General features: G+C 62.4%; 18 protein-coding genes. 13 read left to right on the top strand and 5 right to left on the bottom strand.

The features are described 5' to 3' along the window. Positions 1-31: 31 nt before the first annotated feature. Positions 32-1912 (bottom strand): murein L,D-transpeptidase, encoded by a 1881-nt coding sequence (locus FJW05_RS04180; RefSeq protein ID WP_140628093.1) that lies wholly within the window; start codon positions 1910-1912, stop codon positions 32-34. Positions 1913-2135: 223 nt separating this feature from the next. Beyond that, on the bottom strand, positions 2136-2882 hold the full coding sequence (locus tag FJW05_RS04175; RefSeq protein ID WP_140628088.1) for a 3-oxoacyl-ACP reductase family protein: 747 nt from the start codon (positions 2880-2882) through the stop codon (positions 2136-2138). Positions 2883-2981: 99 nt separating this feature from the next. Between FJW05_RS04175 and FJW05_RS04170 the strand changes: the two genes are divergently transcribed. Beyond that, entirely contained in the window at positions 2982-3593 is a 612-nt protein-coding gene (locus FJW05_RS04170) for a TetR/AcrR family transcriptional regulator (protein ID WP_140628085.1), read from the top strand. Between the two features lie 174 nt (positions 3594-3767). Beyond that, complete coding sequence (locus tag FJW05_RS04165) at positions 3768-4169, top strand: rhodanese-like domain-containing protein (RefSeq protein ID WP_095765408.1); 402 nt, start codon at positions 3768-3770, stop codon at positions 4167-4169. A gap of 8 nt (positions 4170-4177) precedes the next feature. Here FJW05_RS04165 and FJW05_RS04160 read toward each other — a convergent pair whose 3' ends face one another. Next, positions 4178-5086, bottom strand: a complete 909-nt coding sequence (locus FJW05_RS04160) for an alpha/beta hydrolase (RefSeq protein ID WP_140628082.1) — start codon at positions 5084-5086, stop codon at positions 4178-4180. 47 nt (positions 5087-5133) lie between these two features. Here FJW05_RS04160 and FJW05_RS04155 point away from each other — a divergent pair, with 47 nt between their 5' ends. Beyond that, positions 5134-5586 (top strand): MarR family transcriptional regulator, encoded by a 453-nt coding sequence (locus tag FJW05_RS04155; protein ID WP_140628079.1) that lies wholly within the window; start codon positions 5134-5136, stop codon positions 5584-5586. Between the two features lie 233 nt (positions 5587-5819). On the opposite strand, the gene FJW05_RS04150 is transcribed toward FJW05_RS04155, so the two are convergent. Beyond that, positions 5820-6431, bottom strand: coding sequence for a pyridoxamine 5'-phosphate oxidase family protein (locus tag FJW05_RS04150; protein ID WP_140628074.1), 612 nt, complete (start codon positions 6429-6431; stop codon positions 5820-5822). A gap of 147 nt (positions 6432-6578) precedes the next feature. Here FJW05_RS04150 and FJW05_RS04145 point away from each other — a divergent pair, with 147 nt between their 5' ends. Beyond that, a complete protein-coding gene (locus FJW05_RS04145) occupies positions 6579-7034 on the top strand; it encodes a nuclear transport factor 2 family protein (protein ID WP_140542445.1) in 456 nt (151 codons plus the stop codon). On the opposite strand, the gene FJW05_RS04140 is transcribed toward FJW05_RS04145, so the two are convergent. Continuing rightward, positions 7031-7384, bottom strand: coding sequence for a DUF971 domain-containing protein (locus tag FJW05_RS04140; RefSeq protein ID WP_140628071.1), 354 nt, complete (start codon positions 7382-7384; stop codon positions 7031-7033). The two genes, FJW05_RS04145 and FJW05_RS04140, sit on opposite strands and share 4 nt — an antisense overlap. Positions 7385-7582: 198 nt before the next feature. Here FJW05_RS04140 and moaA point away from each other — a divergent pair, with 198 nt between their 5' ends. From moaA to FJW05_RS04095, 9 genes are all read left to right on the top strand, one after another. After that, positions 7583-8578 (top strand): GTP 3',8-cyclase MoaA, encoded by a 996-nt coding sequence (gene moaA, locus FJW05_RS04135; RefSeq protein ID WP_140628068.1) that lies wholly within the window; start codon positions 7583-7585, stop codon positions 8576-8578. 55 nt (positions 8579-8633) lie between these two features. Next, positions 8634-9128 (top strand): hypothetical protein, encoded by a 495-nt coding sequence (locus FJW05_RS04130; protein ID WP_140628065.1) that lies wholly within the window; start codon positions 8634-8636, stop codon positions 9126-9128. Between the two features lie 113 nt (positions 9129-9241). Continuing rightward, the gene (locus tag FJW05_RS04125) at positions 9242-9598 is read left to right on the top strand and encodes a hypothetical protein (protein WP_140628062.1); all 357 of its coding nucleotides are present in this window, start codon (positions 9242-9244) and stop codon (positions 9596-9598) included. A gap of 125 nt (positions 9599-9723) precedes the next feature. After that, positions 9724-10644, top strand: a complete 921-nt coding sequence (locus tag FJW05_RS04120) for a DMT family transporter (RefSeq protein ID WP_140628059.1) — start codon at positions 9724-9726, stop codon at positions 10642-10644. Between the two features lie 5 nt (positions 10645-10649). Beyond that, positions 10650-11282 carry a molybdenum cofactor guanylyltransferase MobA gene (gene mobA, locus FJW05_RS04115; protein WP_140628050.1) on the top strand — a complete coding sequence of 211 codons (633 nt, stop codon included), beginning with the start codon at positions 10650-10652 and terminating at the stop codon, positions 11280-11282. After that, positions 11279-11794 carry a molybdopterin-guanine dinucleotide biosynthesis protein B gene (gene mobB, locus FJW05_RS04110; RefSeq protein ID WP_140628047.1) on the top strand — a complete coding sequence of 172 codons (516 nt, stop codon included), beginning with the start codon at positions 11279-11281 and terminating at the stop codon, positions 11792-11794. The genes mobA and mobB overlap by 4 nt, the downstream gene beginning before the upstream one ends. Before the next feature lie 151 nt (positions 11795-11945). Beyond that, on the top strand, positions 11946-12731 hold the full coding sequence (locus FJW05_RS04105) for an ABC transporter substrate-binding protein (protein ID WP_140542438.1): 786 nt from the start codon (positions 11946-11948) through the stop codon (positions 12729-12731). Between the two features lie 78 nt (positions 12732-12809). Beyond that, positions 12810-13526, top strand: coding sequence for an ABC transporter permease (locus FJW05_RS04100; RefSeq protein ID WP_140628043.1), 717 nt, complete (start codon positions 12810-12812; stop codon positions 13524-13526). Beyond that, positions 13523-14347 carry an ABC transporter permease gene (locus FJW05_RS04095; RefSeq protein WP_140628041.1) on the top strand — a complete coding sequence of 275 codons (825 nt, stop codon included), beginning with the start codon at positions 13523-13525 and terminating at the stop codon, positions 14345-14347. The genes FJW05_RS04100 and FJW05_RS04095 overlap by 4 nt, the downstream gene beginning before the upstream one ends. Positions 14348-14357 lie beyond the last annotated feature (10 nt).

Below are 14357 nucleotides of genomic sequence, written 5' to 3'. Positions count from 1 at the left end.
TCCGTCCGAAATTGCTTGAGAGTAAGAGCGCTCAGCTTGACGGCGTGCGCACCGCTTCGGTCGCGTCGAGCGCCTGCATCAGCTTGGAATCGCGGCCATAGACGTCGTCGAAATACTCGACCTTGCCGGACATGTCCGGCCATGCGGTGAAATAGGCGACATAGACCGGAATGACGCGCGTGACATTCTCGGTCGAATGGCCGTGCTTCAGCTTTTCGGCGATATCGTCGACCGTGGTGCCCAGCACGGCGGCGGCCATGCCGCGCGGATCCTGCAGCCGCACGCAGCCATGGCTGAGCGCGCGCATGTCGCGCTCGAAGAACGACTTCTGCGGCGTGTCGTGCATGTAGATGGCATGCTTGTTGGGGAAGAGGATCTTCAACTCGCCCAGCGCATTGGCCTCGCTCGGCTGCTGCCGCACATTGAACGGAATGTTGGCGCCATAAGCACCCCAATCGACCGCCGCCGATGGGATGCGCTTGCCGCGCGAATCCGTCACCTCATAGCCGGCGCGGTCGAGATAGCCCGGATCGCCGCGCAGTCTTGGCAGCATCTCGTTGACGATGATCGACTGCGGCACGCCCCAATAAGGATGGAAGTCGACCTGCTTGATCTGGTTGTAGAAGAAGGCGGTCTGGTTGGTGACCCGACCGATGACCGCGCGGGTCTTCAGCTTCTCCTCGCCATTGTCGATATAGCTGGCGGTGAAGGCGGGCTGGTTGATGAAGACGCGCGGACTGCCGAGATCAGACGGCATCCAGCGCAGTTCCTCGAGCGCGACCTTGACCTTCTCGACCTTGTCGGCCTTTGAGGCGCCGGCCAATGAAGCCACCGTGCGCGGGCCGATGACGCCGTCGCCCTTCATGCCGGCGCGCTGCTGCACCGCCTTGATCACCGGCACCAGCTCTGGATCGTAGAGCTCGCTCTTGCCGAGCCTCGCGAGCACTTCGCCATAGCTGCCACCCATCTCGTCATCGAGATTACGGGAAATAAGCGTCAGCAATTTCGGCAGTTCCGGGCTGCTCTCGCCGGGCTTGAGCAGGAGCTTGGGATCGACGACGATCTCGTTTTCCTCGCTCGCCTCGAGCGCTTCCAGTTCGACGCGCAGCGCCTGGTATTCGGCATTCTGCGGATGCCGCGATTCGAGATAGGTGCGGACCTCCTGGGTATGCGCCAGCGTCTTCAGCACGCCTTCGAGATCGAGCGGCTTGGCCGGGAAATCGTAATAGCCGGTCATCCGGTTGGGATCGACGCGGCCGCTCTGGGCATCATGGGCATAGCGCAGCACGCGCGCCGACAGCGCCATCTCGAAACGGACCAGTTCCTTGGTCTGCTCTTCCGGTGTGGCGGCGGAATGAGCGGCTGCCGGGACATCGACGGAGTAGTCGGCCGGCGTCAGGCCATAGCTCGCCGCCTCCCCCAGGACGCGCACTGCATCCTGCGCCCGGCTGTTGGGGATATTGTCGCTCACCCAGATGAAATCCGGATTGGCCGAATAATAGGCGATCAGCGCCTTGGCGATATCCGGCTCGGCAAACAGCTCGTAGTCGCTCAAGCCAGCGACGGCATCGCGGAAGCTGTTGCTCGTCACAGACGGCACAAACGCGGCGTCCTGAGCGGCCGTGGCCTGCGGTGCCGGCAGCAGCGATTTGAAATCGACCCGCACAAGCTTGTCGGCCCTGTAGGTGTTGTAGGTCGGACCGCTGATCCTGACGCTGCCACCATCCTCTCCGGCCGGCCGCATCTTGCGCGGTTTCGGCGGCGGCGGGAACTCGCCTTGCGGGTTATGCCGGATGCCGCCGCCGAACAGCATGTCGAACAGCCCTTGCGCGCTTGCCGGCTGCTGCCCGAAGGCCAGTGTCGCGACGATGGCGACCGGCAGGACGGTTCTTTTGTTCCCGAGGATTTTCATGCTTCACCCGCACCGGTTGTGGCCGGTTCCCGTTCCGCGCCGCTGGACGGTCCCGCCCTCCGCATGGCGGATGTATGACGTGACTATACCGATTCATACCGATTTCGTTAAGCTTCCATAAATTTTCGCGGCCGTGTTGCAGAACAGTTTCACATCCTTGTGAGGCCCGAGGCAGTGGCTGTCCTCGGGCCTCACACGCATGTGGCGGTGTCGAAAAAAACAATCAGGCGTTGGCGCCGCCATCTATGGTCAACGAGGCTCCCGTGACGAAGCGGCCCTCAGGACTTGCCAGCCAGGCCACCATTCCCGCGATCTCCTCGGCCTCACCGAAGCGCGGCGTTGCCATCTTGCGGCGCTGGTGCTCCGCATGTGGCCCGCTGGCGGGATTCATGTCGGTGTCTGTGGAGCCCGGATGAACAATGTTGGCGGTGATGCCGCGTGGGCCCAGGTCGCGCGCCAGGGCCTTTGTCAAGCCGATCAGCGCCGCCTTGCTGGTCGAATAGGCGCTGAGCCCAGGATCGGTCACCCGCTCGGCCAGATTGCTGCCGATCGAGATGATCCTACCCCCATCCGCCATGTGTCGGGCTGCGGCCTTGGAAGCGACGAAAGGCGCTCGGAGATTGACCTCCATGCTCTCGTCGAAATCGGCGAGCGAGAGGGAATCGATCGGCGCGGCGCGCCATATGCCGGCACTGTTGACCAGTATGTCGAGCCGCCCGAACGTGTCCATCGCCTGATCGACGGCATGCTCGATCGCTTCGGCATCGCGACCATCAGCCCTAATGGCGACGGCACGCCCGCCCGCCGCCTCGATCTCGTCAACGACAGCCTGCGCCTGCGCTTCCCCATTCACATAGGTCAGCGCGACGCTGGCACCCTCACGCGCCAGTCTTTTTGCGATTGCCGCGCCGATGCCGCGGCTGCCGCCGGTCACAAAAGCGGCCCTGCCGCGCAGCTGATTGGAAGTCATTGATCTCTCCTTTGTGTAACGATCGATACATAAATACCTGTCAGCCTTGCCCGTAATCGTCAAGTGAATTATGTAACGATCAACACAGAAAAGAGCGCCATGTCGGAAAGAGGCCGTCCCCGAAGTTTCGATCGAACCGCCGCGTTGCGGCGCGCGATGGAGCTGTTCTGGGCCAAAGGCTATGAGGGTACCTCGATCGCAGACCTGACCGCGGCAATGAGGATCGGGTCTCCCAGCCTCTATGCCGCATTCGGCAGCAAGGAGGCGCTCTTCCTTGAAGCGACCGAATATTACACGCACGCCGAAGGTACCGAGATCTGGGCGGCGCTCGACAAGGCGCCGACGGCATGCCAGGCGGTGGAGAACTTCCTGCGACAGACAGCCAAGGCCTACTCGCAGGGCGATCGCCCGCAGGGCTGCCTTATCGCGCTCGGCGCGCTGCATCAGGACTCAAGCAGTGGCGCGATCTGCGATGATCTGCGCCGCCGCCGGGCGGAAAACCGGACCGCCTTGCTGCGACGGCTCGAGCGCGCCGTGGCGGAGGGCGAATTGCCGGCAAGCTTCGACAGCGGCACCGCGGCGACCTTCTATGCTACGGTTCAGCACGGCATGTCGATCCAGGCGCGCGACGGCGCAACCCATGCCGCTCTTATGGCGACCGTTGCCGGCGCCATGGCGGCGTGGACGACGATGGCCGGCACTAGAGCATGATCCCGAAAAGTGGGAACTGGGTTTTTGGAGAAGATCATGCTCCAACAAACAGTTAGATCGTGACGGCGATTCAACGAAACGCCATCCCGATCTAACGCCTGACCTCGTGACAAACGTCAGTCTTTGTGATCGAAATTTCGGCGGCCGCAGCAAGCGTGGCCGGGAGGATTTGCCGTGAAGAAAGGTTATCGCCAGCTTCTCGACGAGGCGAATGCCGAGATCGAGGTCGTGTCGCCTGAGGAGGCAGCGGGGCTGCTGGAGGATGAGGACACAATCTTCGTCGATCTGCGCGACCCGCGCGAGGTCGAACGTGACGGCAAGATCCCCGGCGCCAAGCATGTGACGCGCGGCATGCTGGAATTCTGGATCGATCCCGAAAGCCCGTACCACAAGCCGTTCTTCGCCAGCGGCAAGACCTTCGTCTTCTTCTGCGCCGGAGGCTGGCGCTCGGCTTTAGCCACCAAGACGGCGCAGGACATGGGCCTGACGCCGGTCAAGCATATCCTCGGCGGCTATACCGCCTGGAAAGCAGCGGGCCTGCCCGTAGAGCCGGGGCAGAAAAAGAAGGCGGACTGATAGGTCGATTAGTGCAGCGCCGCTTCGCGCTGGCCAGTCACAAAGCCGACCGCGCGCGCGACGACGTCCCTGTCGGCGAGGATACGCCGGTGGCCAAGCCCCTCGGCCCAATGCAGGTGGACATGCTCGCCGGCGCCCGCATAACGCTTCGCGTGGTCGGCATGGACCTCGCGATCGTCCGGCGCGTGGATGACCAGTGTCGGCACCGACGCTGCGGCCAGTTGGCGGTCGCCGGTGAATTCGCTGAGCGGACGCCCCGAAAGGTATCTCACCCTGTCCGCCATGGCGACGCGCGAGCGCGGCCCGACATTCATCATATCGCTGAAGTCGTCGAAGATTGCAGGCAGCGAGCTCGGCGCCGCAATCAGCACCAGCTTTTGCGCCGCAAGCGGCGGCATGCCCTTGACCGATGCGGCGACGGCATTGGCGGCAATCGCGCCGCCGAAGGAATGGCCGACGGCGGCGGCAAAGGGGCCGAACCATTCGCCGGCGACCCGCGCCGCGTCCACGGCAGTCACCATGTTGAGATGGCGGCCGAACGAATGGCCATGTCCGGGCAGGTCGAGCGAAACAACCTTGTAGCCGGCGCCGCGAAACCCTTCGATCAAAGCGCGCATATATTCGGTACGCGAGCGCCAGCCATGAATGACGAGCACCGTGCCGCGCGACTCCCTGTCTGGCTCCGGCCGGAATTCATGCACCGCGACGCAATCGGTCTTGGTTTTCAGCCTGTGATGGCGCGCCTCGGCCATGAAGGCAGAGGCACGCTCCACAGCGCGCCGTTCGCCCTCGCTCAGGGATTTGACGTTGGGTGTGCGGCAAAACAATTCGAAGGCGGCACGGCCGCTAAGACGCGGCGCAACATGCTCGGCCGCGCCGAAAACGCCCCGGATGACCTTCATTCCAAATGATGCCATATTGGCAGTCCATCCATTCGTTCAAGCATGAACATAATAGTTCAAACATGAACATTAAGCAAGAGCTACCCTGGGACAACCCTCGCTTTCGCAACTGGGTTGCGGTGGCGCGCGCCTGCCATGTGCTGGAGCGCACGCTGGCGGTTAAGCTCGGCCCGCTCGACCTCAAGCCGGCGCAGCTCGACGTGCTGATGAACCTCTACCGCCACCCCGGCATGTCGCAGCACGACCTTGCCCGCAAGCTGCTCGTCGGCCGCTCCAACATCACCATGCTGCTGCCGCAGCTCGAGGCCCGCGGGTTGCTGCGTCGCGAAGCCGACGAGAAGGACAAGCGGGTGCTGCGGCTGAACCTCACCGAGGCGGGCGAGGCCCTGCTGATGAAGGCCCTGAAGGTGCACATGGCGCTGATCGAGAAGGCGATGAGCCAGTCGACGCCGGAACAATGCGACATGATCGGCGAGCAGATGCGCAAGATCGCCGACGTGCTGAAGGAAGCCTGAGCGCGGGTTTGATGCGACTACCTCAGGTGTGCTGAGAGTTCGGTCAGGCCGAGTCGAAAATGGCGGGATTCCGAGAACCGGCCTACGCCGGCCGTAGCCTTCATAGAGCGAAGACACTTATGAGGGCTTCGGCCGGCGAAGGCCGGAGCGGAGCGTACCTAAAGTACGTGAGCACCGGAAGCGCAGGAACTCGCCATTTGCAGGCCGGCCTCACCGAAATATCGGCGCACCTGTTACCACATCGTCTTCTTCGCTCTTTCCGGCCATTCCTCGTCGTACTTCTGGCCGTCGATGTTCTTGCGGCTGGTGATCTCGAGAATCCGGCCGGGTGTCGGCAGCGACTTCGGGTCGACATGCATGGCCGGGTTCCAGAGCTCGGAGCGCACGATGGCGCGGGCGCATTGGAAATAGACCGTGTCGACATCGATGACGGTGACCGAGCGGGCCGGCTTGCCGTCGACCGTGAAAGACGCGCAAAGCTCGGCATCGGTCGTGATGTGAGCGCGGCCGTTGATCCGCAGCGTGGTGCCCGAGCCCGGCACCAGAAAGAGCAGCCCGACGCGCGGATCGCGAATGATGTTCTTCAGCGAATCGGCGCGGTTGTTGCCGCGCCTGTCGGGCATCATCAGCGTCTTGTCATCGACAATGCGCACGAAGCCGGCGAGATCGCCGCGCGGCGAGCAGTCGAGGCCCTCGGGCCCGCTCGTCGCCAGCGCCACGAAGGGCGAGGCCGCGATGAAGGCGGCATATTCGGGAATCACATGGTCGAGTTCCTTAACGACCGAAGCTTCGCCCGGCAGGCCATAGAGCGCTTCGAGCTGTTCGACCGTGGTAATCTCAGACATTTTTCCGCCTCCGAACCTTTGCCGGCGTTACCCCAACTCTATGACGTCCTCGCGACGTGCCAAAGCTGACAATCAGGAAACGGGTGTCGACACAATGATTTCCGGCGCAAACCGTGTTCACCGTACAAAACGGACACGGAGATCGACATGGACAAAGCAGTTGAGCGGCAAAGCACCGCCATGGAACTTCTCGAAAACATGTTCGACGTTGAAATGCGATTCCTGCAATCAGGGTCGGGCAACATCGAGATGCTGACCAGCGCCTTCCACAGGGATGTCGTCGTGCATGAACCGCACTCACTGCCCTATGCCGGCGACTGGAACGGCCTTGAAGGCATCGCCTCTCTTTTCCAGACGATGCACGAAAGCTGGAGCGGTGTTGCGGTGGAGAACCTTCAGGCGGCGCAAAAAGATGACGTCGTCTTTATGAGCTGCACGCTTTCGCTGACGGCGCGAGCCAACGGCGTGACGATCAGGCAGCCGTTTGCCGAAGTCCTGCGCTTCAGGGATGGTCGGCTGATTGAAGGCACACCCTTCTACTACGACACCAGCGAGATCCTGGCGGCTCTGGCCAAGCCGAAAGACGCGGACAGGATGGCCTAGCGGTCGCGGCTCAGCCCCTTCTCCTGGAGTTCGGCGAGATAGGCATTCCAGCGCTCGTCCTTTTCGTGGCCGAGGGTGTGCAGATAGTTCCAGGTGAAGATGCCGGTGTCGTGAAAATCGTCGAAGGTGATGCGCACGGCATAATTGCCGACCGGCTCGATCTTCAGGATGGTGACATTGCGCTTGCCGGGCACCGTCACCCGTTGCTCCGGCGAATGGCCCTGCACCTCGGCCGAGGGCGAAGCAACGCGCAAAAGTTCGGCCGGCAGTTCGAATGGGTGATGACCGGGAAAGGTGACGGACAGCAGTTTTCTGTCCTTCGAGACTCTGAGTTCCTTCGGCGCCGTCATTGTCGTCCATCCTGCATCAATCCGCCCTTCCCTACGCTGCTTCGCTCAGCTGGAAAAGGTCATTTGGACCTTGCCGACATCGGATGTCGGCCGGGGAATGTTACCAAAGATCAAGACCGTCTATCTTGAATGCGGCATTGGATCGTATCACATAGCTGTATATAACGGTGCCGCTCAGGCCATGGGAAACGTTTGCAAATGGACATGATCGACCCCTTCGGTCGCACCATCAGCTATCTGCGCGTGTCGGTCACCGACCGCTGCGATTTTCGCTGTACCTATTGCATGGCCGAGGACATGACTTTCTTGCCGAAGAAGGATCTGTTGTCGCTCGAGGAGCTCGACCGGCTCTGCACCGTTTTCATCGAGAAAGGCGTGAAGAAGCTCAGGCTGACGGGCGGCGAGCCGCTGGTTCGCAAGAACATCATGCATCTGGTGCGCCAGCTGTCGCGGCATCTGGAGAGCGGCGCCCTGGAAGAGCTGACGCTGACCACCAACGGCTCGCAGCTGTCGCGCTTCGCGGCCGAGCTCGCCGATTGCGGCGTCAAGCGCATCAACGTCTCGCTCGACACACTCGATGCCGAGAAATTCCACCAGATCACGCGCTGGGGCAATCTCGGCAAGGTCGTGGAAGGCATCGATGCCGCGCAGAAGGCCGGGCTGAAGATCAAGCTCAACGCGGTTGCGCTGCGCGACTTCAACGATGCCGAAATCCCCGAGCTGATGCGCTGGGCGCATGGCCGCGGCATGGACCTCACCCTCATCGAGACGATGCCGATGGGCGAGATCGAGACCGACCGCACCGACCAGTATCTGCCGCTGTCGCTGCTGCGCGCCTCGCTGGAGCGCCAGTTCACGCTCTCCGATATTCCTTACAAGACCGGCGGCCCAGCCCGCTATGTTCATGTCACGGAGACCGGCGGCCGGCTCGGCTTCATCACGCCGATGACGCATAATTTCTGCGAAAGCTGCAACCGCGTACGGCTGACCTGCACCGGCACGCTCTATATGTGCCTTGGCCAGGAGGACGCCGCCGACCTCAGGGCGCCGTTGCGCGCCACCGAAGGCAACGAGCTGCTCGGCGAGGCGATCGACGAGGCCATCGGCCGCAAGCCCAAGGGCCATGATTTCGTCATCGACCGCCGCACCAGCCGTCCTTCGGTATCTCGGCATATGAGCGTCACCGGCGGCTGATTTTTTCTACGATTTGGTGCAGGATCACCTTCGGTCATCGACCAAAGGGGGGATCATGAAACGTCCGCAGCGCATCGGTTGGTCGTCGGTAGCGGCCATCTTGTCCCTGTCGACAATCATGGCGGCGGCCGCGATGGCCAAGCCCTTCACCTACGTGAATGCGCGGTTCGGCCAGTCCTGCACTTTTCCCGACGACATCTTCAACAAGCCGATGCCCGAGCCGGAAAATGGCGACGGACAGCAATGGCTTAGCGCCGACGGCGCCAGCCTGGCCTGTTCCGGCATCTACAACGTTGACAACGACACGCCGCAAGGTTTCGTCGTCCAGGAGAAAGCCAGCACCGAACCGGGTTACAAGGTCACCTACAGCAAGACCGGCAAGAATTGGGCGGTGCTCTCCGGCACCAAGGACGGCAACATTTTTTACGAACGGCGCCTGTTCGGAAAGGACGACGTCATTCGCACCGTCTGGATCGAATACCCTGCCGCGCTCAAGGCAAAATACGACCCTTTGGCCGGCTCCATCGCCAAGACCCTGCGCGGCCCTTGAGGTCAGCCTGGCCGCACTGAAAATAAAGCGTTGGCGTCGCCTTCCGGCCGATTTACCGCCGGCCTTTTACAGCCTAGCCTTCGCGCGCAATTTTCGCTCTAGGGGGAGTGCACATGCGCACATTCATGCTTTCACTCGCAATGCTTGGGGTTGCTTCCGTATCGGCCGCGGCTCAATCGATCGGCGGCACCTACACCGTCGCCGGCACCAATTTCGACGGCTCGAAATATGACGGCGAGGCAACCATCACGCTGACCAGCGACACGACCTGCACCATCCACTGGGAAACCGGCGGCTCGACCTCGGACGGCATCTGCATGCGTAACGACAATGCATTTTCCGCCGGCTACGCGATGGGCAAGGAGATAGGTCTCGTCGTCTACAAGATCGAGAAGGACGGCTCCCTGCACGGGCTGTGGACCATCGCCGGCCAGAACGGCAACGGCACCGAGGTGCTGACGCCGAAGTAAGCCTTCCAAAGCTCGGCAAATCGATCTCATGGGCCACGCAGAAATTCGTGGCCCATTTCTTTGCCGTTGCTGTTTTCCGGCTGCCTGCTAGACGGCTGAATTAAAATTGAATCCGGAAAACCCCTTTGCCTCTCTCGCCAAATCTGCGCGGCGCGCTGTTCATGATCGTGGCCATGGTCGGCTTCACCTTGAACGACGCGATCACCAAATTCTCGTCGGAATCGATGAACATGGCGCAGGTCATGCTTGTGCGCGGCGCCTTCGCGTCCCTGTTCGTCGGCCTGCTCGCCTGGCGGCGCGGCGCGCTTGCCAATCCGGCGGCCGTGCTGCAGCCGATGGTGGCGACGCGCGTTGCCGGCGAAGCCGGCGCCACGGTATCGTTTCTGATCGCGCTTGCGCATTTGCCGATCGCCAACGTCTCGGCCGTGCTGCAGGCACTGCCGCTAGCGGTGACCATGGGCGCGGCGCTGTTCTTCGGCGAAGGCGTCGGCTGGCGGCGCTGGCTTGCCATCGCCGTCGGCTTCGCCGGCGTGATGATCATCGTGCGGCCGGGCTTCGAGGGCTTCAGCGTCTATTCGCTGCTGGCATTGACCAGCGTCGCCTGCTGCGCGGTGCGAGACCTCGCCACCAAGCGCATCCCGCAGGCCATCCCGACCATACTGGTGTCGACGGCGACCGCGCTTGCCATGACGGTGCTGGGCGCGCTGCTTTTGTCGCCGATGGGCGGCTGGATGCCGATGAGCGGCCGGGCGACCACGCTTCTGGCGCTGGCAGCGGTGCTGGTGCTCATCGGCTATCAGTTCATCATCATGGCAATGCGCTCGGGCGACATCTCCTTCATCGCCCCATTCCGCTACACCGCGTTATTGTGGTCGATCCTGCTCGGCCTCGTCGTTTTCGGCGATATCCCCGATACGCCGATGACCGTCGGCGCCGCCATCATCATCGGCTCGGGCCTCTATGCGCTCTACCGCGAGCGCGTCGTCGGACGGCAGCAACCTGCCGCCGAAAGCGCTGGACCCGACATGGCACCGGACGGCATATAGGCGCGATGGACCGAACTGTTGCGGGGATCATTCTGGCCGGCGGCCAGTCGCGCCGGATGGGCGGCGGCGACAAGCCGCTCCTTTCATTGGGCAAAGCCAGGCTGATCGACCATGTCGCCACGCGACTGAGGCCGCAGGTCGCCACACTGGGGCTCAACGCGAACGGCGATCCGGCGCGATTTGCCGGCATGGACCTGCCGGTGATCCAAGATACGATGCCGGGCCATGCCGGCCCGCTCGCAGGCATTCTCACCGGCCTCGACTGGGCGGCAACGCAAACAAGCTGCCGATGGCTGGTGAGCGCCGCCGGTGACACGCCGTTCTTTCCCGACAATCTCGTCGAGCGCCTGGTGGCGGCAGCGCTCGATCGGCCCGGCACGATCGCCGTCGCCAGCTCGGACGGCAGATGGCACCCGACCTTCGCGCTCTGGCCGCTCGGCCTGCGCGACGCCTTGCGCCGTTTCCTGGTCGACGAGGACGACCGACGGGTTTCCGCCTTCATGGAGCGGCACGGCCATGTCGAGGTCGAGTTCGCCATGATCGAGGCTCGCGGCCAAAAGATCGATCCTTTCTTCAACATCAACACACCGGACGACCTTGCGGCGGCGGAGCGTCTGTTGCAAAGCCTCGGGCCATGAGACGCATATTCGGCATCACCGGCTGGAAGAACTCCGGCAAGACGACCCTGACGGAAAAGCTGGTCGCCGAACTGGTGGCGCGCGGCTGGACGGTTTCGACGGTGAAGCACGCCCATCATGATTTCGACATCGACAAGCCGGGCGCCGACTCCTTCCGCCACCGCCAGGCGGGCGCGACGGAGGTCGCCATCGTCTCCGGCCGGCGCTGGGCCCTGATGCACGAGTTGCGCGACGAGAACGAGCCGGCGCTGGACGACATTCTGGCGCGGCTGTCGCCCTCGGACATCGTGCTGGTCGAAGGCTACAAGCGCGAACCACATAAGAAGATCGAGGCAAGGCGGCTCGATGCCAAGGATCGGACGCCGCTTTCGGCCAACGATCCCAACATTGTCGCGGTTGCCGCCGACTTCATGGTCGAAGGCGAAAAGCTGCCGGTTTTCCACCTCGACGACACGAAATCGATAGCCGACTTTGTGGAGCGCAGCACAGGTCTCGTGGCTCAAACCAAGTAACGCAGCGGCACATCCCGATTGTCGTTTGCCGTTGAATTGCAGTTGCTTTTTTCTCGCAAAGAGTGGGAGTATCCGCCTCAGCGGGTGGTCAAGAAACGGCCGCCCACAAGAGCCGCACGGGACAGCGGCCATGACATATGAGAGGATTATCATGCGTATTGCACTGCGTATCGCGCTTGCCGCTTCGGCCGCGCTGCTGACACTCGGCGTCGCCCAGGCTCAGGAAAAGACCCTGAGGATCGGCACCGAAGGCGCGTACCCGCCCTTCAACAACCTGACCTCGGACGGCCAGCTGGTCGGCTTCGACATCGATATCGCCAAGGCTCTCTGTGACGAGATGAAGGTGAAATGCACCTTCGTCGCGCAGGATTGGGACGGCATCATCCCGGCGCTCCAGGCCGGCAAGTTCGACGCCATCGTCGCCTCGATGTCGATCACGCCCGAGCGCCAGGAAAAGGTCGACTTCACCCACAAATACTACAACACCCCGTCGGCCATTGCGGTGCCGAAGGATTCGCCGCTCAAGGGCGTGACCAAGGAAGATCTCGCCGGCAAGAACATCGGCGTCGCCACCACGACCACGCACTACAACTACGCGTCGAAGACCTTCACGGACAGCACCATCAAGGGCTATCCGAGCAGCCCCGAGGAACAGGCAGACCTCGCCAATGGCCGTCTCGATGCGATCGAGGACGACATCGTCGTGCTGCAGCAGTGGCTGGATTCGCCGGACGGCGCCTGCTGCAAGATCCTCGGCCAGCCGTCGCCGCAGCCGGTGGAAATCTTCGGACCGGGCGCCGGCATCGCCGTGCGCAAGGGCGAGACCGATCTGGTCAACAAGCTGAACAACGCGATCGACGCCATCCGCAAGAACGGAAAGTACAAGGAAATCAACGACAAGTACTTCAAGTTCGACGTCTACGGCGCCGAATCCTGATCGATACGCCAAGGGCGGTGAGGCATCCCTCACCGCCCTTAAATCCTTCCGGGATCGCCACGGAGACACGACCCGTCAATGCCGGCCCAAAGCATTTGGACACTTCTCAGCTGGGGACCGGAGGGCTGGAGTGACGATATTGCGTCTGGCGTTCTGGTCACCATCGCGCTGGCGCTCGCTACACTGCCGATTGGCCTGGTGACCGGCTTTTTCGTCGCCTTCGCCAAGCAGCATGAAGAATCCTCGCTGCGCCTGGCCGGCAACATCTACACCACGGTCTTTCGCGGTCTGCCCGAACTGGTGACGCTGTTCCTGTTCTTCTTCGGCATGCCGCTTCTCCTGCAATATGTCGTGCGGCTGTTCAATCCCGACGCGACGATCAACGTCAACAGCTTCATCGCCGGCATGATCGTGCTGTCGCTGATCTTTTCCTCTTATGCCAGCGAGGTCTTCCTCTCCGCGTTCCGCGCCATTCCGAAAGGCCAGTATGAGGGCGGTTACGCCATTGGCCTGTCAAAATGGCAAACGATGCGGCTCATCGTCCTGCCGCAGCTGATACGCATCGCTTTTCCGGGCCTCGAAAATTGCTGGCTAAGCCTGCTCAAGGACACATCCCTGGTGTCGGTGGTCAATCTCGCCGAGACCCTGCGCCAATCCGGTGTCGCCGCGCGCGTCACCAGGCATGCCTTCCTGTTCTACAGCGTTGCGGCGCTGATCTTTCTGGCGCTGGCCGTCCTGTCGTCGATCGCCACGAGCTACATCCTGCGCTACCTCGGACGGAGGGAGGCGCGGTGAGCGTCAGCCAGGCCATCGCCATCGACAAGCCGCCTCCGCAAGCGCGCGGGTGGTCGCGAGCCCGTATCCTCGGCTACGCGCTGGTCGGCATCTGGGTGCTGTTCGGCGCCGGCATCATCGCCTATCTGGTCTATGCCTGGAACGCCGAATTCTTCGCCAGATATGCTCCCGCCTATCTGCAAGGCCTGGGGACCACCCTATCGCTGGTGAGCATTTCGATGGTCGTTGGCGCGCTCCTGTCGCTGCCGGTCGCCTATGGCCGCATGTCGAAGAACCCGATCCTATCTGCGCTTGCCTATTGCTACGTCTATTTCTTCCGCGGCACGCCGCTGCTCGTGCAGACCTACCTGGTCTATTACGGCATCGGCTCGTTCCGGCCTGAGCTTGAGACGGTCGGGCTGTGGTGGTTCTTCCGCGAGGCCTTCTATTGCGGCGTCTTTGCCTTCTCGCTCAACACCGCCGCCTATCAGGCCGAAATCCTGCGCGGCGCCATCGAAAGCGTGACGCGCGGCCAATGGGAAGGTGCGGCCTCGCTCGGATTGCACAGGTTGCAGACGCTGCGCAAGGTGATCATGCCCCAGGCGATCATCGTCGCGCTGAGACCCTACGGCAACGAGCTCATCCTGATGATCAAGGCTTCCGCGATCGTCGCCATCATCACCGTCTACGACTTGATGGGCAACGCCAAGCTCGCCTACGCGAAATCCTTCGACATCCAGGCCTATATCTGGGTGGCGATCGTCTATCTGGTGATGGTCGAGATCCTGCGCCATGGCGTCGAGTGGATCGAGCGCCGCATCACCGTCCATCTGCATCGCTAATACATGTCGC

This window comes from Mesorhizobium sp. B2-9-1 (genome assembly GCF_006439455.1).
Lineage (GTDB): Bacteria > Pseudomonadota > Alphaproteobacteria > Rhizobiales > Rhizobiaceae > Mesorhizobium.
The sequence above is the reverse complement of the archived record's forward strand: the minus strand, read 5'-3'. Positions and strand labels throughout refer to the sequence as shown.